A 19555-nucleotide genomic window follows, 5' to 3' on the forward strand; every position below is an offset into this window, starting at 1 on the left:
TCGGTCGATCAGTTCTCGGTGCCGCCGCCGCCGACGACGTCGGTGGCCGACTCGCGGATGTGGTCCACGAAGCCGTACTCGAGCGCCTCCTGAGCGGTGAACCACCGGTCGCGGTCGCCATCGGCGTTGATCTGCTCGACGGACTTGCCGGTCTGGGCCGCGGTGATCTCGGCGAGACGACGCTTCATGTCGAGGATCAGCTGGGCCTGCGTCTGGATGTCGCTGGCCGTGCCGCCGAACCCGCCGTGCGGCTGGTGCAGCAGAACCCGGGCGTTGGGCGTGATGTAACGCTTGCCCTTCGTGCCGGCGGTCAGGAGCAGCTGCCCCATGGACGCGGCCATGCCGATGCCGACGGTTACGATGTCGTTCGGAACGAACTGCATCGTGTCGTAGATCGCCATTCCGGCCGTGATCGAGCCGCCCGGCGAGTTGATGTAGAGGTAGATGTCCTTCTCGGAGTCCTCGGCGGCGAGCAGGAGGATCTTCGCGCAGATCTCGTTCGCGTTTTCGTCGCGCACCTCCGACCCGAGCCAGATGATGCGGTCCTTGAGCAGTCTGTCGAAGACGCTTGTTGCGATGAGGGGGTCAGCCATGTGTGCTCCTGATCCGAAGTTTCGTGACGTGTCGAATCTACCGACGCCGCCGCATGCGCCTGACCGTGTTCGCCGTGGGCATAGCCCGTGTCACCGCCGTCCCTGATACGGAGCATCTGTCGGGCAGAGCAGAAGGGGCGGATGCCGCAGCATCCGCCCCTTCTGCCGGTCGGGCGACCGTCGCGATCAGGAGATCACTCGGCGGCAGCCTCGTCGGCGGCCTTCGTCTTGGCGGGGGCCTTCTTGGCCGGCGCCTTCTTGGCAGGAGCCTTCTCGTCGGCGGCGGGAGCGTCGTCGGCGGCATCCGCCTTCTTCTTAGCGGGCGCCTTCTTGGCAGGCGTCTTCTTAGCGGGCTTCTCCTCCGCCTCGGCGGCGTCGGCATCGGCGTCGGCGGCCTCGTCGGCGATCTCCTGCGCCTCCTCGACGACCTCGTCGGCGGCGGACTCCTCGCCCTCGACGGTGATGAAGCCGGTCAGGTCGACCGACTTCCCGTCGGTGTCGACGACCGTGACCTTGCCCAGGGCGATCGCGAGGGCCTTGTTACGGGCGACCTCGCCGACCATCACCGGAAGCTGGCCGTTCTGCTGGAGCGCGTTGACGAAGTCCTGCGGGGCCATGCCGTACTGCGCAGAGGCCTGGATCAGGTACTGGGTCAGCTCGTCCTGCGAGACCTGGACCTCGTGCGTCTCGGCGATCTTGTCGAGCACCATCTGCGTGCGGAACTGCTTCTCGCTCGCCTCGGTGACCTCGGCACGGTGCGCGTCGTCCTCCAGACGACCCTCGCCCTCGAGGTGCGCGTGAACCTCGTCCTCGACCAGTCCGGCCGGAACCGGGATCTCGACCTTCTCGAGGAGCGCGTCGACGAGCTTCTCGCGCGCGGCAGCGCCCTGCGTGAACAGGCTCTGCTGCGAGACGCGCTCGACAAGGCTCTCGCGCAGCTCGGCGATGGTGTCGAACTCGCTCGCCATCTGCGCGAAGTCGTCGTCGGCCTCGGGGAGCTCGCGCTCCTTGACAGCCTTGACCGTGACGGCGACCTCGGCCTCTTCGCCGGCGTGGTCGCCGCCGACGAGCTTGGAACGGAACGTGGTGTCCTCACCAGCCGTGAGCGACTCGATGGCCTCGTCGATGCCCTCGAGGAGCTCGCCCGAGCCCACCTCGTACGACACGCCCTCGGCGCGGTCGATCTCGTTGCCGTCGATCGTCGCGACGAGGTCCAGCTCGACGAAGTCGCCCTTCGCGGCAGGACGGTCGACGGTGACGAGCGTGCCGAAACGGCCGCGCAGGCGGTCGAGCTCCTCGTCGATGGCGGCGTCGTCGGTGGCGACGGGCTCGACCTCGATGGTGATGTCCGCGTAGGCGGGAAGCTCGAACTCGGGACGCACGTCGACCTCGACCTCGACCTTCAGGTCGCCCGAGAAGTCCTTGTCGCTGGGCCAATCGACGACCTCGGCCGACGGACGCCCGAGGACGCGCAGCTCGTTCGCGGTGACGGCTTCGCGGTAGAAGCCGTCGAGGCCCTCGCTGACCGCGTGCTCGATGACCGCACCGCGGCCGACACGCTGGTCGATGATGGGAGCGGGCACCTTGCCCTTGCGGAAGCCGGGAATCTGCACGTCCTGAGCGATGTGCTCGTACGCGTGGGTGATGCTCGGCTTCAGCTCGTCCGGGCTGACCGTGATGTGGAGCTTCACCCGCGTGGGGCTGAGCGTCTCGACGGTGCTGGTGACCATGCCTGTCGTTCTCCTTTATCCGGCCGCGCACATGCGCGTCCGTTCGGTGGTCTGGGTTCGTGGGGCCGTTGTCGGGGCGACAGGATTTGAACCTGCGGCCTCCCGCTCCCAAAGCGGGCGCTCTACCAAGCTGAGCTACGCCCCGGGCGCGCAGCACACGTGCGTCGGAAAACGGCCGTGGTCAGTCTAGCCGACGGAGTCCGCTAGACTGTTCGAGTTGCCAGCGCTGGACATGGTTCTCAGCGTGAGGGCGATCCACATCCGATCCAGGTCGGATGCGGGGCTGTAGCTTAGTGGTAAAGCCTCTGTCTTCCAAACAGATGATGCGAGTTCGATTCTCGTCAGCCCCTCCGATGCTCCTCCTCGTCTTCGTATGCGGAGGAGCTTTTCATTCAGCGCAACGGGCGCCGTGATCGGTGGCCAGCTGCAGGTATGTCGCGGCGTTCCCGTGGAGCCCGCCCCGTTCGTCCTCCGTGAGCGCCCGGCGGACCTTCGCCGGCACCCCGGCGACGAGGGAACCGGCGGGGATCACGGTTCCCTCGAGCACGACCGCTCCCCCGGCGACGAGAGATCCGGCTCCGATCACCGCACCGCTGAGGATCGTGCTGTTCATCCCGATGAGGCAGCCGTCCTCCACCGTGCACCCGTGGACGACGGCGTTGTGGCCGATCGAGACGTCGTCGCCGATCTTCGCGGGCGACCCCGCGTCGACGTGGATCACGACGCCGTCCTGGACGTTGCTGCGATCTCCGATCACGATGCGCGACCGATCACCGCGGATCACCGCGTTGTACCAGACGCTCGACATCTCGCCGATGACCACGTCACCGACCAGTCGCGCCCCGTCCGCGACGAACACCGTCGGATGCAGGCGGGGCCGAGACTCTCCGAGAGACACGAGGGATGCGGACGAGGCGACGGGCATGGCCTCACGTTACCCCTGGTGAGCCCAGCCTTCTCTTGCTTGCGGAATGTTCCGGCGTGAGTAGCGTTTGGACAGATGCAGGCCACGACCTGCCAGAAGGAGCGCAGACATGACCGACACCAACATCACCACTCCCGCCCTCACCGCCGACCCCGAGGTCGCCGCCGCTGCCGCGCAGTTCCTCACCCCGGTCGTGCACAAGATGCAGGCGCTCGTCGTCAACGGCAAGCAGGCGCACTGGAACGTCCGCGGCTCGAATTTCATCGCGATCCACGAGTTGCTCGACACGGTGGTCGCCCACGCCCAGGACTACGCCGACACCGCCGCTGAGCGCATCGTCGCCCTCGGCCTGCCCGTCGACTCGCGCGTCTCGACCATGGCCGAGAAGACCAGCACCGCCGTGCCCGCCGGGTTCGCGCAGTGGCAGGACGAGATCAAGGCCATCGTCTCCGACATCGACGGGGTGCTCGTCGACCTTCAGAACGCCATCGACGGTCTCGACGAGGTCGACCTCACGAGCCAGGACGTCGCGATCGAGATCAAGCGCGGCGTCGACAAGGATCGCTGGTTCCTCCTCGCACACCTCGCCGAGTAATCCTCAGCGCCGAACGGGGCGGTGATCGGGACGAGGGCAGCTGGACGCTTCCCCACCGATCACCGTCCCGTTTCGCCTTCCCGGGACGCGTGCCCCGAAGAACGCGACTCAACCGATGTGCGTGATCCGGCCGCCGAGGAGGGTCGCCGTCACGCCGGTTCCGCGCAGAGCTCCGGGCGTGTCGGCGGCGAGAGGGTCACGGTCGACGATGGCCAGATCCGCGATGTCCCCCGGCGCGATCGCCGAGCCGGTCTGCGACCCACCCGCCGTTGAGGCTGCGAGGGCGACTGCAGCCGCGATTCGCTGATGCGGACGCCAGGGATCGCGCTCGTCACGCGTACGGAACACCGCGTCCGACATCGTGGTCCAGGGATCGAGACGGGCCACCGGCGCGTCCGAACCGAGCAGCAGGTTGGCTCCGGCCTCGACGAGCTCCCGCATCGGGTAGCCGACGGCCGTCTGCCCCGCCCAGAACTCCTCCGCCATGTCGCGATCATCGACGGCATGCGAGGGCTGCACACTCGCGCCGATGCCGAGTCGGGCGAACCGCGGGATGTCGGCGTGAGCGACGAGCTGAGCGTGCTCGATGGTCCCGGTGGCTCCCGTCATCGCGAAGGCGTCGAGGGCGTGCGAGTTCGCGACGTCGCCGATCGCGTGCACCGCGCAGGAGATGCCGGCCCCCGTTGCGCGCCGCATCAGCTCGACGAGCTCGGCAGGCGGCACGGTCATGACTCCGAAGTCGTGCTCGGCGTTCGGATAGTGGTGCGAGCACGCCGCCGTCCGGGTGCCGAGTGAGCCGTCGGTGATGACCTTGAATGGCCCCATCCGCACGAGCCCCGCCGGATCTATCGCGTCGCCGGTCTGCAGTCCCGCTGAAATCGCTCGATCCAGCATGCTGGCGTAGACGCCGAACGACACGCGCACCGCGTCGTATCCGCGAGCCAGCCTGCGATCCCAGGCCTCCGCGTTCCATGCCATGTCCAGGTCGACGATGCCGACCACGCCGCGGGCGGATGCCGCGGACATCGCCTCGATCACCGCGGCATCCGCGACCGCCGTGTCGAGGGCGTTCAGGCGGCGGGAGATCTCGAACGCGGGCTCCTCGCGCAGCACCCCGTCGGCCGCCGACATCCCCTCACGCCGGAGCGCGGCGCTGTTGAGCCAGACGCTGTGGACATCGGAGTTGATCAGATAGGTGGGCGCGTCGCCCGTGGTCGCGTCGAGCAGTGCGAGCGAGGGCCGATCAGGCCAGAGCGCGTCGCGGAAACCCGAGCCGACGCGGCGACCGTCGAGCTCCAGTCCCGCTCGACCCATGACCGCCGCCGCCTCGGCAGCGCTCACGATGCCCTCGAGGTCGACGCGGCGCGCCGCCAGGGCCCACTGCACGGTGTGAACGTGGTGGTCCCAGAGTCCGGGGATCAGCCAGCCCCCACCACCGTCGAGAACGACCCCGCGTCGCGGGAGGGCGCCCGCAGGCGCGATGTCGACCACGACATCACCCGCGACGTGCACGTCGACCAGATCGGCACCGAACGGATCCGTGCGCCCCGGGCCGGTCAGTCGGACGTCCGCGATGATGTCCACTGTCTCGCCCGGCGCTGCGAGGTTCACGACCGATCCTCGCGGGCGGCGCGCATCGCCTCGTGAGCCCGGCGCATCTCCGTCGCCAGCCGGGGGTCGGCATACGGTGTGGCGGCCTGCTCGAGCTCGGCGATGATGGTGTCGACCACGGCATCCGGCCGATTCTGGCTGAGCTTGCGTTTAGCCTCGACTCGGGCCGGTGAGAGACGGAATCCGACGGTCCCCCGCTCGAGACGCCGGACGAAGTCCTCATCGTTCGGCGCGGCCCACATGCCCCGTGGCGCACCCAGGCCCGACTCGAACCGGTCGACGAGGCGCTCGAGCACACGCAGGTTCTCTTCCGGCGCGAGGATCTCGGGCACGCCGGAGAGATGAACCGAGACGTAGTTCCAGGTGGGGACGGCAGGCACGTCGCCGTACCACTGAGGCGACACGTACCCGTGCGGCCCCTGCACCACGACGAGCAGCTCGCCGCCACCGAGGCCGTGGATCACGTCATCCGGGCGCCCGACGTGCCCCACGATCGTGAGGTCGTCGCGTTCGTCGTCGAGGAGCACGGCGTAGTGCGACGCGACGAGTCCGTCGGTGCCCGCACTGACGATCGTGACCCACGGGTTCTCGTCGATCACACGGCGCAGCTCGACGACATCCGTCATCGCGAAGCTGGGATTCTGTCTCATGCGCTCACCTCTGGCAGTTCGGGCACCAGTACAACTTGCGTGACGCCATCTCCTCGAGGACGATCGACGTTCCGCACACGCGGCAGGGCAGGCCCGCCCGGTGATACACCCAGTGCCGGTCGTCACGATGGGCCATCGCCCGGCGCCATGCCTCGGGATCGAGATCGTCCATCGTCATCATCTGCCCCGTCTCGACGCCGATCGCGAGGAGCCGTACCCAGTCGCGCCAGAGCTCTCGGACGGTCTCCGCCGGCACGTCGCGGCCCGGCGTGTGCGGGTTCAGGCGTGCGCGGAACAGCATCTCCGCGCGATAGACGTTGCCGATTCCGCTGACCACGCTCTGGTCCATGAGAAGCAGACCGATCGCCGTCGGCTTGCGGCGGACGGTCGCGGCGAATCGCTCCTCGCCCTCCGTCACGTCATCCACGAGCGGATCGGGCCCGAGCTTCGCGATCGTCGCCTGAACCTCTTCCGGTGTCTGCAGCTGACAGGCGGTCGGTCCGCGAAGGTCGGCACAGGTCACGTCGGTGAGCAGGCGCAGGCGCACCTGACCGACGACGGGCGGCGGCCATCCCCCGTCTTCGGCAGCACCGTCGTCACCGAGCCCCGTGGTCTGTTCGCTCATGCGGACTCGTCCGCGGGCTCGTCGCGGCGCACCGATCGAGCTGAGGGAGTTCTCTCCGGCGGCGTCGTAGATCGGCGCGATCTCTGTGCCGCGCTGATTCGTATGTCCCATCCGTCCGTTCGCGGACGCGATCGTGGGGTCGACGACGATCTCGCCGGCGAAATCCCACGCGCCATACATCCCCAGGTGGACGCGCAACCAGACGTCGTCCTCGAACGCGAGGAACATCTGCTTGCCGACCGCCCGCGCCTCGATCGCCTCGCGACCGTCGAGCACCGCCGCGCCCTCGACGAACCGCCCTTGCGGGCTCGACGCGGCGACGACGCGGCCGACGACGTTGCGCTCGAACTGGCGGGCGATCCGGTGGACGGAATGGCCCTCGGGCATCAGCCCGCTTCCGGATCGAACGAGTCGGTGGCGGGCAGCGGCGACGTGGTGCCGCCGTCGACCGCGCGCGGGTCGGGCAGCAGGCTGCCGTCGGCTTCGTAGGCGGCGAGCTGGGCGATACGTCGCGCGTGGCGCTCCTCCCCGCTGAAGGGCGTCGCGATGAAGCGGTCGATGAAGGTGACCGCCTCGTCGAACGTGTGCTGGCGCGCGCCGATGGCGATGACATTGGCGTCGTTGTGCTCCCGCGCGAGCTCGGCCGTCGGGATGTTCCAGACGAGTGCTGCGCGTGCACCATGCACCTTGTTCGCCGCCATCTGCTCGCCGTTGCCGGACCCGCCGAAGACGACGCCGAGCGCCTCGACGCCCGCCTGCTGATCCCGGACGACGGCCTCCGCCGCACGGATGCAGAAGGCGGGGTAGTCGTCTACCGGGTCGTACTCGATCGGGCCGTGGTCGACGACATCGTGACCCGCTTCGGCGAGGTGGTGCTGGAGCTGAGTGGAGAACTCGAGACCGGCGTGGTCGGTCGCGATATGGATGCGCATGGCACCATCCTATGAACGTGCGAGCCCCGAAAGCGTAGGCTGGCACGGTTGCCGTCGGCGCCAGCAGCGCGCGGCCCCGAATCCTCACCCCGACCCTGGGAGCAGAACGCACGTGCCTGGAGAGAACCTCACCCGCATCGAGGCGCAGGAGCGCCGCGCGATCGTCGACACGCAGAGCTACGACATCGCCCTCGATCTGACCGTCGGCGCGGAGATCTTCCGCTCGCGCACGGTCATCCGTTTCGCCGCCGCCGAGGGCGCCTCGACCTTCGTCGATCTGATCGCCCGCGATGTCCGGGAGATCACCCTCAACGGCCGGGCGATCGACCCCTCGGCATTCAGCGATTCCCGCATCGCACTCGACGGTCTCGCGGCGCAGAACGAGCTCATCGTCGATGCGGACTGCCTCTACACGAACACCGGCGAGGGCCTGCACCGCTTCGTCGACCCCGTCGACGGCGAGGTCTACCTGTACTCGCAGTTCGAGGTTCCCGATTCGCGTCGTGTCTTCGCGGTGTTCGAGCAGCCCGACCTCAAGGCAGAGTTCCGCTTCACGATCACGGCCCCCGCCGAGTGGAAGGTCGTCTCCAACTCCCCCACACCCGAGCCCGTGCCCGGCGACGGCGGGACGGCCACGTGGGCCTTCGAGCCGACTCCCCGGATCTCCTCGTACATCACCGCTCTCGTCGCGGGCCCGTATGAGCAGGTCTTCTCCGAGCTCACGAGCGCCGACGGGCGCGTGATCCCCCTCGGCGTCTACGCGCGCAAGAGCCTGTGGCAGTACCTCGACGCCGACTACGTCTTCGAGAAGACACGTCAGGGCTTCGCCTACTTCGAGGAGAAGTTCGGCGTCCCCTACCCCTTCGCGAAGTACGACCAGCTCTTCGTGCCGGAGTTCAACGCCGGCGCCATGGAGAACGCGGGCGCCGTGACCTTCACCGAGACCTACGTCTTCCGTTCCAAGGTCACCGATGCGGTGAAGGAACGCCGTGTCGTGACCATTCTTCACGAGCTCGCCCACATGTGGTTCGGCGACCTCGTCACGATGAAGTGGTGGAACGACCTCTGGCTCAACGAGTCGTTCGCCGAATGGGCGTCGACGATCGCGACGGCCGAGGCGACCGAGTGGACCGAGGCCTGGACGACCTTCAACGCAATGGAGAAGACCTGGGCCTACCGCCAGGATCAGCTTCCGTCGACGCACCCGGTCGTCGCCCGCATCAACGACCTCGAGGATGTCCAGGTCAACTTCGACGGCATCACGTACGCCAAGGGCGGCTCGGTTCTCAAGCAGCTCGCCGCGTGGGTCGGCGTCGAAGCCTTCTTCGCCGGTGTCTCGGCGTACTTCCAGAAGCACGCGTGGGGCAACACGGAGCTCTCCGATCTTCTCGTCGAACTCGAGGCCACGAGCGGTCGCGAGCTCGAGACCTGGTCGAAGAAGTGGCTCGAGACGGCCGGCGTGAACACGCTCGAACCGGAGATCGTCACGGATGCCGACGGGATCATCACCCGTTTCGCCATCGTGCAGACGGCACCCGCCGACTACCCGACGATCCGTCCGCACCGCCTCGGCGTCGGCTTCTACTCCCTCCAGGGCGGCACGCTCGTGCGCACGCACCACGTCGAGCTCGACGTGGACGGCGATCTGACCGAGGTGCCGGAGCTGAAGGGTCGCGCGCAGCCCGACCTGGTCCTCCTGAACGACGAGGACCTCGCGTACGCCAAGATTCGCCTCGACGAGCGCTCGCTCCGTACGGCGGTCGAGCACCTCGCGAAGATCAGCGACCCGCTCGCGCGCTCCCTCGTCTGGGGCGCCGCGTGGGACCAGACCCGCGACGCCGAGGCATCAGCGACCGATTACATCGACCTGGTGCTCCGCAACATCGGCACCGAGACCGAGTCCACCACGGTGCGCACGACGCTCGGACAGCTCCAGCTCGCAGCGAACTCGTACGTCGATCCGCAGACCCGGGATGCCGCGCGTGCCCGCGTCGCCGACGGGCTGTGGGAACTCGCTCAGCAGGCCGAGGCGGGCAGCGACAGCCAGCTGCAGTTCGTGACCGCCTTCGCGTCGGCCGCATCGACCGACGCCCACGCCGACGTCGTCCGCGCCCTGCGATCGGGCGACACCGTTCTCCCGGGGCTGGAGATCGACGCCGACCTCTCCTGGGCGCTCCTCGTCTCTCTCGCTGCGTCGGGCGCCGTCCCGGCGGCGGACATCGACGCCGCGCTTGCGGCCGACAACACCGCGAAGGGCGGTGAATTCGCGGCGCAGGCCCGGGCGGCGCTTCCGACGGCCGACGCGAAGAAGGACGCGTGGGCATCGCTCATCGAGAACGACGATCTGCCCAACACCGTTGTACGTTCGGCGGCTGCCGGCTTCACCCACCCGGCGGGCGTGGCGCACCTCGGCGCCTTCGTCGACGAGTACTTCCGGATGCTGCTGCCGATCTGGGAGTCGCGCACCTACCAGATCGCCCAGTACCTCATCGTCGGCCTGTACCCGGCTGCTCTCGCCAACGCCGAGCTGCGCGATGCGACCCGCGCGTGGCTCTCGGAGAACACAGAGGCTCCGGCTGCGCTCCGCCGACTTGTCGCCGAGAACCTCGCGGGCGTCGAGCGGGCGCTCGCTGTGCAGGAGCGCGACGCGCAGGACTGACGTCATCCGCAATGCTGATGGGCGTCGTACTCCGGTACGACGCCCATCAGCATTCTCGGCACTCCCGGCGGACGACAGCGGGATGCGCCCGTCGATAGCGTGGGGCGCATGATCGTTGCAGAAGGCCTCACGAAGAGGTACGGAGACAAGACGGCCGTCGACGGGGTGAGCTTCACCGTGCAGTCGGGCAAGGTGACCGGCTTCCTGGGGCCCAACGGCGCCGGCAAATCCACCACGATGCGGATGATCGTCGGCCTCGACCGGCCGTCGTCCGGGCGCGTCACCATCGACGGCCGCGACTACCGCTCGCTGCGGTCACCGCTCACCGAGGTCGGCATCCTCCTCGACGCGAAGGCCGTCCACACCGGCCGCAGCGCGCGCAACCACCTGCGCGCGATGGCGGCGACCCACGGCATCCCCCGCTCCCGCGTCGATGAGGTGATCGAGATCACCGGCCTCGGCTCGGTAGCGGGCAAGCGCGCCGGCAAGTTCTCGCTCGGCATGGGGCAGCGCCTGGGCATCGCAGCCGCGCTCCTCGGCGATCCGCAGACCCTGATCCTCGATGAGCCGGTGAACGGTCTCGACCCCGAGGGCGTTCGCTGGGTCCGGCAGTTCGTCCGCGGTCAGGCGGCGCAAGGGCGGACGGTACTGCTCTCGAGCCACCTCATGAGCGAGATGGCCCTCACCGCCGACCACGTGATCGTGCTCGGCCGAGGCCGCGTGCTGGCTGATGCCGGCATCGACGATCTGGTTCGCTCGTGGACGAGCAACACTGTCGTCGTCCGCACCCCGCGGGCCGACGAACTCACCCGCCTCATCGCCGGCCCCGACGTCGCGGTGACCACGGGCGAGCCGGGACTCCTGCAGGTCGCCGGCCTGAGCGCGGCCGCGATCGGCGACACCGCAGCCGCGCACGGCATCCCGCTTCACGAGCTCACACCGCGCGTGGGATCGCTCGAAGACGCCTACCTCGCCCTCACCGAGGGGTCGGTCGAATACCAGACGAAGGGAGCGGCGCGATGACCGCCACCACCACCGTGCAGACCCCCGCGCCGGCGCGCGCCACGCCGCCGAACGCGCGACTGTCGTTCGGTCGCCTTGTCCGCAGCGAGACCATCAAGCTGCTCTCGTTGCGCTCCACCTGGTGGTCGCTGGGAGTCACGGCCGTCCTCGCGATCGGCATCTCGCTGCTCATGGCGTGGGCTTCGCAGGATTTCGGTGGCGACTTCAACCCGGTCAGCGCGATCGTCGCTCCGATGCAGTTCACGATGCTGGTGGCGGGCATCCTCGGTGCCATGGCGATCACCGGCGAATACTCGACCGGCATGATCCGATCGACCCTGACCGCCGAGCCACGACGCGGTGCCGTGCTCGTCGCGAAGGCGGTCGTGGTCGCACTGCTGCTCGCCGCCACGACGGTCGTCACCACGATCGTGTCGGTCGTCGCCTCCGCGCCGATCTTCGGCGACCGTGCCATCGACTGGGCGGACGCGGAATCGTCGGTGCTCCCCCTCGTACTCGGTGTTCTGGCGATGGCCACGTTCGCCCTGCTCGGACTCGGATGGGGCTTCATCATTCGCAACGGCGCCGGCGCGATCGCCGCCACGGTCGGCATCCTGTTCGTCATGCCGATCGTCCTGAGCCTGTTCGCCTTCGGCGGGGAATCGTGGGCGTGGATCGTCGACCTGGGCAAGTACCTGCCCGCGAGCGCAGCGCAGACGGTGACCTCGCCCGGTTCCGACGACTTCGTCACGGGCCTCATCACACTGCTCGCGTGGCCGACCGCGACGCTGCTCGGCGGCTGGGCTATCCTCCGCTCGACCGACGCGTAGGGTACGAGGAGTGTCTCCCGGAAGCCGTGGCTCATCGTCGCCCGACGATGAGCTGCGGCTTCCGCGTCCGCCCGGATTACTCCGGCGGTTCTGGGGGCGGCACCCGGTCTTCGCCGACATCCTCACCGCGCTCATCTGCCTGGCCTTCTCGCTCGTCCCGGCGACGAGCTTCACGGATCGCATCGACGACGCGATCGGTGTCGGCCGGCTCTGGGCCACCACGGCTCCTATCGTCATGGTCGTGGTCGTGCTCGGGTGCGCCTCGCTCCTCGTGCGCAGGCGCTACCCGACGCTCGTGTTCGTCGGAGCCGTGGCGGTCGCGCTGGCTTACCTTCTTGCCCCTGCGCCGACCGGTGGGCCGATGCTCGGCATCGCGGCGTACACCCTCGCCGTCCATCGGAGTGCTCGGGCCTGCCTGATCGGTGTGGCCGTCGCGTTCGGCACCATCGCCGCGTTGGTGGCCGGCCTCGCGTTCACGGGAATGATCGGCCCGATGATCGCCTGGAACGCGCTGGTCGGCGAGGGCCTGAGCGCGCTCATCGGGGCCCTCATCGGCACGAATGTCGGCAACCGGCACCGTTACGTCGCCGCTCTCATCGACCGGTCGCGCCAGCTCGTCGTCGAACGCGATCAGCAGGCGCGCCTCGCCGCGGCATCGGAACGCGACCGGATCGCCCGGGAGCTGCACGACATCGTCGCTCACTCGCTGACGGTGATGGTGGCCCTGGCCGAGGGCGTCGCCGCATCGAGCGACATCGACCGCGCCCGTCCCGGCGCCACCGCCATCGCATCGACGGGGCGCGAAGCCCTCAGCGACATGCGCGCGACCCTCGGCATCCTCCGCGAGGACGACGCCGCTCCGCTCGCCCCGCTGGCACGCGACACGACCGCGGACACGGTCGATTCCGCGCGCGCCGCCGGGTTCGACGCGACTCTGACCATCTCGGGCGACAGACCGGACCTCAGCAGCGCGGTGCAACTCGCGATCTCGCGCATCGTGCAGGAAGGCGTCACGAACGCGATGCGCCACGCACGCGGTGCCGAACGGATCGACGTGCGGGTGGGTTACCGTCCTCACGCAGTCCAGGTCGATATCGTCGACGACGGCGAGCCGGTCGCTTCCTCGACGACGTCGTCATCGGGGTACGGCCTGCGTGGCCTCCGAGAGCGCGTGGTCCTGGCGGGCGGAGCGGTGACCGCGGGACCGGGATCGGGCCGTGGGTGGCGCGTGCACGCCGTCATCCCCCTCGAACAGGAGAATAATGACCGCTGATCCAGCTTCGCCGATCCGCGTGCTGATCGTCGACGACCAGCAGCTCATCCGCCTCGGCTTCCGGATGGTGCTCGACGCCGCTGACGGCATCGAAGTCGTCGGCGAGGCAGCCGATGGCGCGGCCGCCCTCCGCGCCGTCTCCGAGTCGTCGCCCGACGTCGTATTGATGGATGTGCGCATGCCGGTGGTCGACGGCATCGAAGCCACCGCTCGCATTCGGGGCGAGCATCCGACCGTCGCCGTGCTGGTGCTCACGACGTTCGACCTCGACGAGTATGCGTTCGGGGCGCTCCGCGCCGGCGCCGGCGGCTTTCTCCTGAAGGATGCGCGACGCGATGAGCTCGTCGCTGCCGTCCGCGCTGTCGCCGCAGGCGAGGCGACGCTCGCTCCGCGGATCACCCGTCGCATGATCGAGCTCGTGACCGCGACCGGGCTGCCCGCTCCGCAGCCCGTCACCCCGGCCGTTCTGACGGCGCGGGAGGCGGATGTGCTGGCTGCCATGGCGCGAGGACTGACGAATCTGGAGATCGCCGGTGAGCTCTTCCTCAGCGAGTCCACGGTCAAGACGCACGTCGGCCGCATCCTGACGAAGCTGCCCGCGCGAGATCGCGTGCACGCCGTGCTGATCGCGCACGGGCTCGCCGAGCCCGGCCTCGATGCCTGATGGCTCTCTCGGAAATGTCGTGGTGCCGCTCGGTAAAATCGGATCGATGACCACCGTGACCACTGCCGTCCCGCTCGCCTGGGAGTTCCCCGCCGAGGAGTTCTGGAAGTTCCTCACCGACGCGGGATGGAACATCGTCGCGGTCGCGGGCATCATCCTCGGCGCCTTCGCGCTCTCCTGGTTGATGCGCCGCCTGATCGCCCGCATCGTCGACCGCATCGTGCGCGGTGCGAAGACGCGGGCCGAGGCCGAGGACACGCGAGCGATCGACATGTCGCCGCTCGCACAGGTGCGTATCGTCCAGCGGACCCGCACACTCGGGTCGATCCTGACCAACATCGTCAACGTGACGATCGTCATCGTTGCCCTGCTGATGATCGTGGGCGTTCTCAGCCCCGACATCCTCGGGTCGTTCACCCTGCTGTCGGCCGCGATCGGCGCCGGTCTCGGTTTCGGTGCTCAGAACATCGTCAAAGACGTCCTGAACGGGATGTTCATCGTGGCCGAGGACCAGATCGGCATCGGCGACGTCGTCGACCTCGGACTCGCCACGGGCATCGTCGAGTACGTCAGCGTCCGTGTCACGCATGTCCGAGACGTCAACGGGACGCTGTGGTTCGTTCGCAACGGTGAGATCACTCGCATCGGGAACATGTCGCAGGGCTGGTCGCGCGTGATCATCGATCTCGGCGTGCCGACCGACGCCGACGTCGATGTCGTCGAGAAGACCGTGATCGACGCCGCGAAGGATCTCGCGCGCGAACCGAAGTGGCGCAGCCGCATCATCGAGAAGCCCGAACTGTGGGGGCTCGAATCGATCAGCGGCGACGCGTTGGTGATCCGTCTCGTCGTCAAGACGCGGCCCAACGCCAAGGACGATGTCGCGCGAGCCCTCCGCGCGCGACTCAAGGATGCCGTGGACGAGCTCGGCGTCGCGCTCCCCCAGCTCAACTCCACCGTCCTCACCGGTTTCGAGGGTGCCCAGAGCATCCGAGGCGCGAACCCGCCGCGGACCAAGCCCCAGCCGGTGGCACCGCCGCAGGTGAAGGCGCGCCCCCAGTGGCGGCCGAAGCGCAGCAAGGGGGCCTCGGCGTCGACGCAATCGCCCGACGCCCAGGAGGCGCCCGCCGGTGACGGCGACGCAACGGATCAGCAGAAAGACACCCCGTGAGCGACCAGGTCAGCTTCTACGACGAGGTCGGCGGTCACGAGACCTTCGTCCGCCTCGTCGATGTCTTCTACCGAGAGGTCGCCGCCGACGAGGTGCTGCGGCCGATGTATCCCGAGGCCGACCTGGGGCCGGCGGCGCACCGGCTCACGATGTTCCTCGAGCAGTACTGGGGTGGCCCGACCACCTACGGTGAGGAGCGCGGTCATCCTCGGCTGCGAATGCGCCACCGCCCGTTCCACGTGGATCCCGACGCTCGCGACCGGTGGCTGCGCCACATGCGCACGGCACTCGACGAGCTCGCGCTGCCCCCGCTCCATGACGCGACCTTGTGGGACTACCTCGAGCGCGCTGCGTACGCCATGGTCAACACGTTCGAGCCGGCCGGCATCGGTCCACAGGGCTCGGCACGGCGGCCGATGCTGGGCGTGCACCCCGCATCCGCCGCCGACGCCCCGGCGTCGGACTGAATCAGCGCGGCGTTCCCGTGGCGCGAACGGGAGTGAGACCCATCGCGACCGGCCCCCGTGTCAGGACGTGGCCCCGTGCGAACGACACCCGCGTCCAGACGTCGGTACGGCGGATGGTCGGGTGCTCGGCGCCCGCGATGAACCCCAGGCCGACCGCGGCGAACGCGACTCCCAGAGGAAGGCCGCCCAGATCCTCGTCGGGTGCTCCCCAGATCGACGAGCGGACGAGATGGACGACGTCATCGCCGGCGCCGGCGGGGAGTTGACGAGCGACCGCCGCGATCCCCCACTGCGCCCGGAGCGACACCTGAGCGGAGTCGAGGCTGCCGGCCTCGCGCCATCCCGAGCGCGGAGGCGACACGCCGGCCCAGGAAGCAGCGACCCCGCTGTCGGGAAGTCGCACGGCACGGTCGTCATCGCCATCGGGTGCGAGCGCAGCCGCGTCGATCGTCAGGTCGCATTCGAGCTCGGGATCGACGCGAGCCGTCCGGAGCGCAAGCACGAACGGAGTCGCGTCGGTCAGTGAACGCGGTGCCAGGGGCGCGCACGAGAGCGCTAGGACGCCGGCACGAGCGCGGAGCCGAAGGATGCCGTCGCCGTGGCGGGCTGCACGGCCCGCGAATGTCAGGACGTCACGGGCCACCTCGGGCTGCGGGAACAGGAGGCGCTCGGACATCCGTCCTAGACTACCGACCGATGCCCGCACACAGCTCAGAGCCCATGCCCGACAGCCTCACGGAAGAGACGGATCCCGTCGCCGCGATGCTCAGCGTGCTCGATCTCTCCTCCAGCGAGGCGCGGACCACGGAGGACATCTTCACCGGCAGGTCGCAGGTGATGCCCCAGGGTCGGGTCTTCGGCGGCCAGGTGCTCGCACAGGCGACGATGGCGGCGATGCGGACGGTGCCGCGCGAACGCGTGCCGCACTCGATGCACGGCTACTTCCTGCGCCCCGGCGACTCGTCGAGGAACATCACTTTCTCCGTCGATCGCATCCACGACGGGCGGTCGTTCTCGACACGGCGGACCCAGGCTTTCCAGAACGGGCTGCCGATCTTCTCGATGATCGCTTCGTTCGAGGATGAGGATCCCGGCGTCGAGCACGCGGAGCCCATGCCCGACGGTCTGCCGCAGCCCGAAGACCTCCCCGCTCTGGAGGAACAGCTGAGCGGTATGCACCCGCTCAGCCGGCGGATCTTCTCCGCCAGCCCCATCGAGCTGCGCCACGTCACGGCGCCGATCTACCTGCAGCCCGACGACGACGCGACGCCTCGGCAGGCGGTGTGGGCTCGCACCCGCTCAGCCCTGCCCGACGACCCCGCGGTGCACCGGGCAGCCCTCGCGTTCCTCAGCGACCTCACGATCCAGGAGCCTGTGCTGCGAGCGCATGGGCTGGCGTGGGCGACGCCCGGCCTCAAGGTGGCGAGCCTCGACCACGCCATGTGGTGGCACCGCTTCGCGCGGGTCGATGACTGGCTGCTTTACGTGCAGGAATCGCCCAGCGCACGCGGCGGGCGCGGGCTGTCGACCGGGCGGATCTACGATCGGGCGGGCACACTCGTCGCCAGCGTCGCCCAGGAGATCATGGTCCGCGTTCCCGCGACCACGGATGCTGGTGACCCTAACGCCGATGAGCGTAGGTGATCGGCTCCCCGAGGATGGGCGCCCATGCGCGGTGCATCTCATCCGTCAGGCGGACGGGCCGACCGGTCTCGGTCGACACCATCACCACGACGGCAGTCGAGCGGGCGTAACAGGTCTGCGGGTCGTCCTCATGGGGACTGTAGACCTCGTAGCAGACGTCGATGCTCGAACCGCCGATACGGCCGATCCAGAGCTGGACGTCGAGCGGGCGCTGGCCGTACGGCACCGGAGCGAGGTACTCGATCTCCTGCCGCGCGATCAGCGTCATCGTCTCCGCCGACAGGCTCAGCGCGTCGAGGATGGCCGTGGTCGGGCCCGACATCCCTGCCTCGGGCTTCCAGAAGGCGCGCAGGCGCGCTTCTTCCAGCAGCTTGAGCATCGAGGTGTTGTTGACGTGCCCCAGAGCGTCGAGGTCGCCCCAGCGGAGATGGATGGGGATACGGACACGGGTGGCCCCGGCAGTTGTCACCACCGAGGCCACCGTGTGCGGCGTGTGCTCAGTCACGCGTCAGCTTGCGGTAGGTCGACTTGGCGGGGTTCGCGGCATCCGCGCCCAACCGCTCGATCTTGTTCGCCTCGTACGCCTCGAAGTTGCCCTCGAACCAGTACCACTGCGACGGGTTCTCCTCGGTGCCCTCGTACGCGAGGATGTGCGTCGCGATGCGGTCGAGGAACCACCGGTCGTGGGTGATGACGACCGCGCAGCCGGGGAACTCCAGCAGCGCGTTCTCGAGCGAACTGAGGGTCTCGACGTCGAGGTCGTTGGTCGGCTCGTCGAGGAGGAGGAGGTTGCCGCCCTCCTTCAGGGTGAGGGCGAGGTTCAGACGGTTCCGCTCACCACCGGAGAGCACGCCCGCCTTCTTCTGCTGGTCGGGTCCCTTGAATCCGAACTTCGACACGTAGGCCCGCGAGGGGATCTCGGTCTTGCCCACCGTGATGATGTCCAGTCCGTCGGAGACGACCTCCCAGAGGGTCTTCTCCGGATCGATGTTGCCGCGTGACTGGTCGACGTAGCTGATCTTGACGGTCTCGCCGATCTTCAGCTCTCCGCCGTCGAGCGGCTCGAGACCCACGATGGTCTTGAACAGCGTGGTCTTTCCGACGCCGTTGGGGCCGATGACACCGACGATGCCGTTGGGCGGGAGGTTGAAGCTCAGGCCGTCGATCAGCACGCGATCGCCGAACGCCTTGTGAAGCTTCTTCGCGTCGATGACGACGCTGCCCAGACGCGGGCCCGCGGGGATCTGGATCTCTTCGAAGTCGAGCTTGCGCGTGCGCTCGGCCTCTGCCGCCATCTCCTCGTAGCGGGCCAGACGGGCCTTCGACTTGGTCTGACGCCCCTTGGCAGAGCTCCGCACCCACTCGAGCTCGTCCTTCAGACGCTTCGCGAGCTTCGCGTCCTTCTTGCCCTGGATGTCGAGGCGCTCGGCCTTCTTCTGGAGGTACGTCGAATAGTTGCCCTCATAGCCGATGAGGCGACCGCGGTCGACCTCAGCGATCCACTCGGCGACGTTGTCGAGGAAGTATCGATCGTGGGTGATGGCGATGACAGCACCCTTGTAAGCCTGAAGGTGCTGCTCGAGCCAGAGCACGCTCTCGGCGTCCAGGTGGTTCGTGGGCTCGTCGAGGAGGAGCAGGTCGGGCTTCTGCAGGAGCAGACGCGCGAGGGCCACGCGGCGGCGCTCCCCACCCGACAGCGGCGCCACCGAGGCGTCGGCCGGCGGCGTGCGAAGTGCTTCCATCGCCTGGTGGAGCTGAGAGTCGAGGTCCCACCCGTCGGCCGCGTCGATCTCTTCCTGCAGCGTGCCCATCTCGGCCAGGAGCGAGTCGAAGTCGGCGTCGGGGTCGGCCATGAGCGCGGAGATCTCATTGAAGCGGTCGAGCTTCGGCTTGATCGCGACCCCGGCCTCGATGTTCTCGAGCACGGTCTTCGTGTCGTCGAGCTCCGGTTCCTGCATCAGGATGCCCACCGAGAAGCCCGGCGCGAGCCTCGCCTCACCGTTGGACGGCTGATCGAGCCCCGCCATGATCTTCAGGATCGTCGACTTACCGGCACCGTTGGGGCCGACCATTCCGATCTTGGCACCGGGAAGGAATGCCATCGTGACGTCGTCGAGGATGAGCTTCTCGCCGACGGCCTTGCGGGCGCGGACCATGGAGTAGATGTATTCGGCCATAACGTCT

The 19555-nt window shown here is 68.6% G+C and carries 19 protein-coding genes and 2 tRNA genes; 10 read left to right on the forward strand and 11 right to left on the reverse strand.

Annotation, left to right across the window (positions count from 1 at the left end; translation table 11 throughout):
- Window positions 1-8: 8 nt before the first annotated feature.
- The 3 genes from ABIC53_RS05220 to ABIC53_RS05230 all read right to left on the reverse strand — a co-directional run bounded on the left by ABIC53_RS05220 (window position 9) and on the right by ABIC53_RS05230 (window position 2468).
- On the reverse strand, window positions 9-593 hold the full coding sequence (locus ABIC53_RS05220) for an ATP-dependent Clp protease proteolytic subunit (RefSeq protein ID WP_023950833.1): 585 nt from the start codon (window positions 591-593) through the stop codon (window positions 9-11).
- Between the two features lie 194 nt (window positions 594-787).
- Window positions 788-2323 (reverse strand): trigger factor, encoded by a 1536-nt coding sequence (tig, locus tag ABIC53_RS05225; RefSeq protein WP_354450656.1) that lies wholly within the window; start codon window positions 2321-2323, stop codon window positions 788-790.
- A 71-nt stretch (window positions 2324-2394) separates the two neighbouring features.
- A tRNA-Pro gene (locus ABIC53_RS05230) sits at window positions 2395-2468 on the reverse strand.
- A 134-nt stretch (window positions 2469-2602) separates the two neighbouring features.
- Between ABIC53_RS05230 and ABIC53_RS05235 the strand changes: the two genes are divergently transcribed.
- A tRNA-Gly gene (locus tag ABIC53_RS05235) sits at window positions 2603-2673 on the forward strand.
- Window positions 2674-2711: 38 nt separating this feature from the next.
- On the opposite strand, the gene ABIC53_RS05240 is transcribed toward ABIC53_RS05235, so the two are convergent.
- The gene (locus ABIC53_RS05240; protein WP_269266253.1) at window positions 2712-3248 is read right to left on the reverse strand and encodes a gamma carbonic anhydrase family protein; all 537 of its coding nucleotides are present in this window, start codon (window positions 3246-3248) and stop codon (window positions 2712-2714) included.
- 109 nt (window positions 3249-3357) lie between these two features.
- Between ABIC53_RS05240 and ABIC53_RS05245 the strand changes: the two genes are divergently transcribed.
- Window positions 3358-3843: a Dps family protein gene (locus tag ABIC53_RS05245; protein WP_269266254.1), complete on the forward strand. Its 486-nt coding sequence runs from the start codon at window positions 3358-3360 to the stop codon at window positions 3841-3843.
- A 108-nt stretch (window positions 3844-3951) separates the two neighbouring features.
- Here ABIC53_RS05245 and ABIC53_RS05250 read toward each other — a convergent pair whose 3' ends face one another.
- From ABIC53_RS05250 to ABIC53_RS05265, 4 genes are read right to left on the reverse strand one after another with little or no spacing between them, the layout of a single operon-like run.
- Window positions 3952-5454, reverse strand: coding sequence for an amidohydrolase (locus ABIC53_RS05250; RefSeq protein ID WP_354450658.1), 1503 nt, complete (start codon window positions 5452-5454; stop codon window positions 3952-3954).
- Window positions 5451-6104 carry an FMN-binding negative transcriptional regulator gene (locus tag ABIC53_RS05255; protein ID WP_114589456.1) on the reverse strand — a complete coding sequence of 218 codons (654 nt, stop codon included), beginning with the start codon at window positions 6102-6104 and terminating at the stop codon, window positions 5451-5453. Before ABIC53_RS05255 ends, ABIC53_RS05250 begins: the two co-directional genes overlap by 4 nt.
- A 4-nt stretch (window positions 6105-6108) precedes the next feature.
- Window positions 6109-7116, reverse strand: a complete 1008-nt coding sequence (locus tag ABIC53_RS05260; RefSeq protein ID WP_274177849.1) for an Fpg/Nei family DNA glycosylase — start codon at window positions 7114-7116, stop codon at window positions 6109-6111.
- Complete coding sequence (locus tag ABIC53_RS05265) at window positions 7116-7661, reverse strand: ribose-5-phosphate isomerase (RefSeq protein ID WP_112614660.1); 546 nt, start codon at window positions 7659-7661, stop codon at window positions 7116-7118. Before ABIC53_RS05265 ends, ABIC53_RS05260 begins: the two co-directional genes overlap by 1 nt.
- A 112-nt stretch (window positions 7662-7773) precedes the next feature.
- Here ABIC53_RS05265 and pepN point away from each other — a divergent pair, with 112 nt between their 5' ends.
- The 7 genes from pepN (at window position 7774) to ABIC53_RS05300 (ending at window position 15727) form a co-directional block, all read left to right on the forward strand.
- Window positions 7774-10320: an aminopeptidase N gene (gene pepN / locus ABIC53_RS05270; protein ID WP_354450660.1), complete on the forward strand. Its 2547-nt coding sequence runs from the start codon at window positions 7774-7776 to the stop codon at window positions 10318-10320.
- A gap of 108 nt (window positions 10321-10428) precedes the next feature.
- The gene (locus ABIC53_RS05275; protein ID WP_274177847.1) at window positions 10429-11343 is read left to right on the forward strand and encodes an ABC transporter ATP-binding protein; all 915 of its coding nucleotides are present in this window, start codon (window positions 10429-10431) and stop codon (window positions 11341-11343) included.
- Window positions 11340-12152: an ABC transporter permease gene (locus ABIC53_RS05280; protein ID WP_274177846.1), complete on the forward strand. Its 813-nt coding sequence runs from the start codon at window positions 11340-11342 to the stop codon at window positions 12150-12152. Before ABIC53_RS05275 ends, ABIC53_RS05280 begins: the two co-directional genes overlap by 4 nt.
- 10 nt (window positions 12153-12162) lie before the next feature.
- On the forward strand, window positions 12163-13425 hold the full coding sequence (locus ABIC53_RS05285; RefSeq protein ID WP_354450663.1) for a sensor histidine kinase: 1263 nt from the start codon (window positions 12163-12165) through the stop codon (window positions 13423-13425).
- Entirely contained in the window at window positions 13415-14089 is a 675-nt protein-coding gene (locus ABIC53_RS05290; RefSeq protein WP_205289308.1) for a response regulator transcription factor, read from the forward strand. The genes ABIC53_RS05285 and ABIC53_RS05290 overlap by 11 nt, the downstream gene beginning before the upstream one ends.
- A gap of 46 nt (window positions 14090-14135) precedes the next feature.
- Window positions 14136-15260, forward strand: a complete 1125-nt coding sequence (locus ABIC53_RS05295) for a mechanosensitive ion channel family protein (protein WP_269266261.1) — start codon at window positions 14136-14138, stop codon at window positions 15258-15260.
- A complete protein-coding gene (locus ABIC53_RS05300; RefSeq protein ID WP_114589451.1) occupies window positions 15257-15727 on the forward strand; it encodes a globin in 471 nt (156 codons plus the stop codon). Before ABIC53_RS05295 ends, ABIC53_RS05300 begins: the two co-directional genes overlap by 4 nt.
- Before the next feature lies 1 nt (window position 15728).
- Here ABIC53_RS05300 and ABIC53_RS05305 read toward each other — a convergent pair whose 3' ends face one another.
- A complete protein-coding gene (locus tag ABIC53_RS05305) occupies window positions 15729-16403 on the reverse strand; it encodes a DUF8185 domain-containing protein (RefSeq protein ID WP_274177844.1) in 675 nt (224 codons plus the stop codon).
- Window positions 16404-16447: 44 nt separating this feature from the next.
- Between ABIC53_RS05305 and ABIC53_RS05310 the strand changes: the two genes are divergently transcribed.
- On the forward strand, window positions 16448-17371 hold the full coding sequence (locus ABIC53_RS05310; protein ID WP_354452173.1) for an acyl-CoA thioesterase: 924 nt from the start codon (window positions 16448-16450) through the stop codon (window positions 17369-17371).
- Here the strand turns inward: ABIC53_RS05310 and ABIC53_RS05315 are convergent.
- The gene (locus ABIC53_RS05315; protein WP_323987648.1) at window positions 17349-17876 is read right to left on the reverse strand and encodes an acyl-CoA thioesterase; all 528 of its coding nucleotides are present in this window, start codon (window positions 17874-17876) and stop codon (window positions 17349-17351) included. The genes ABIC53_RS05310 and ABIC53_RS05315 overlap by 23 nt on opposite strands.
- Entirely contained in the window at window positions 17869-19548 is a 1680-nt protein-coding gene (gene ettA / locus ABIC53_RS05320) for an energy-dependent translational throttle protein EttA (protein ID WP_114589449.1), read from the reverse strand. Before ettA ends, ABIC53_RS05315 begins: the two co-directional genes overlap by 8 nt.
- Between the last annotated feature and the right edge of the window lie 7 nt (window positions 19549-19555).

Origin of the sequence: Microbacterium sp. 1262, from assembly GCF_040544895.1 — a bacterium.
GTDB classification, from domain to species: domain Bacteria; phylum Actinomycetota; class Actinomycetes; order Actinomycetales; family Microbacteriaceae; genus Microbacterium; species Microbacterium plantarum.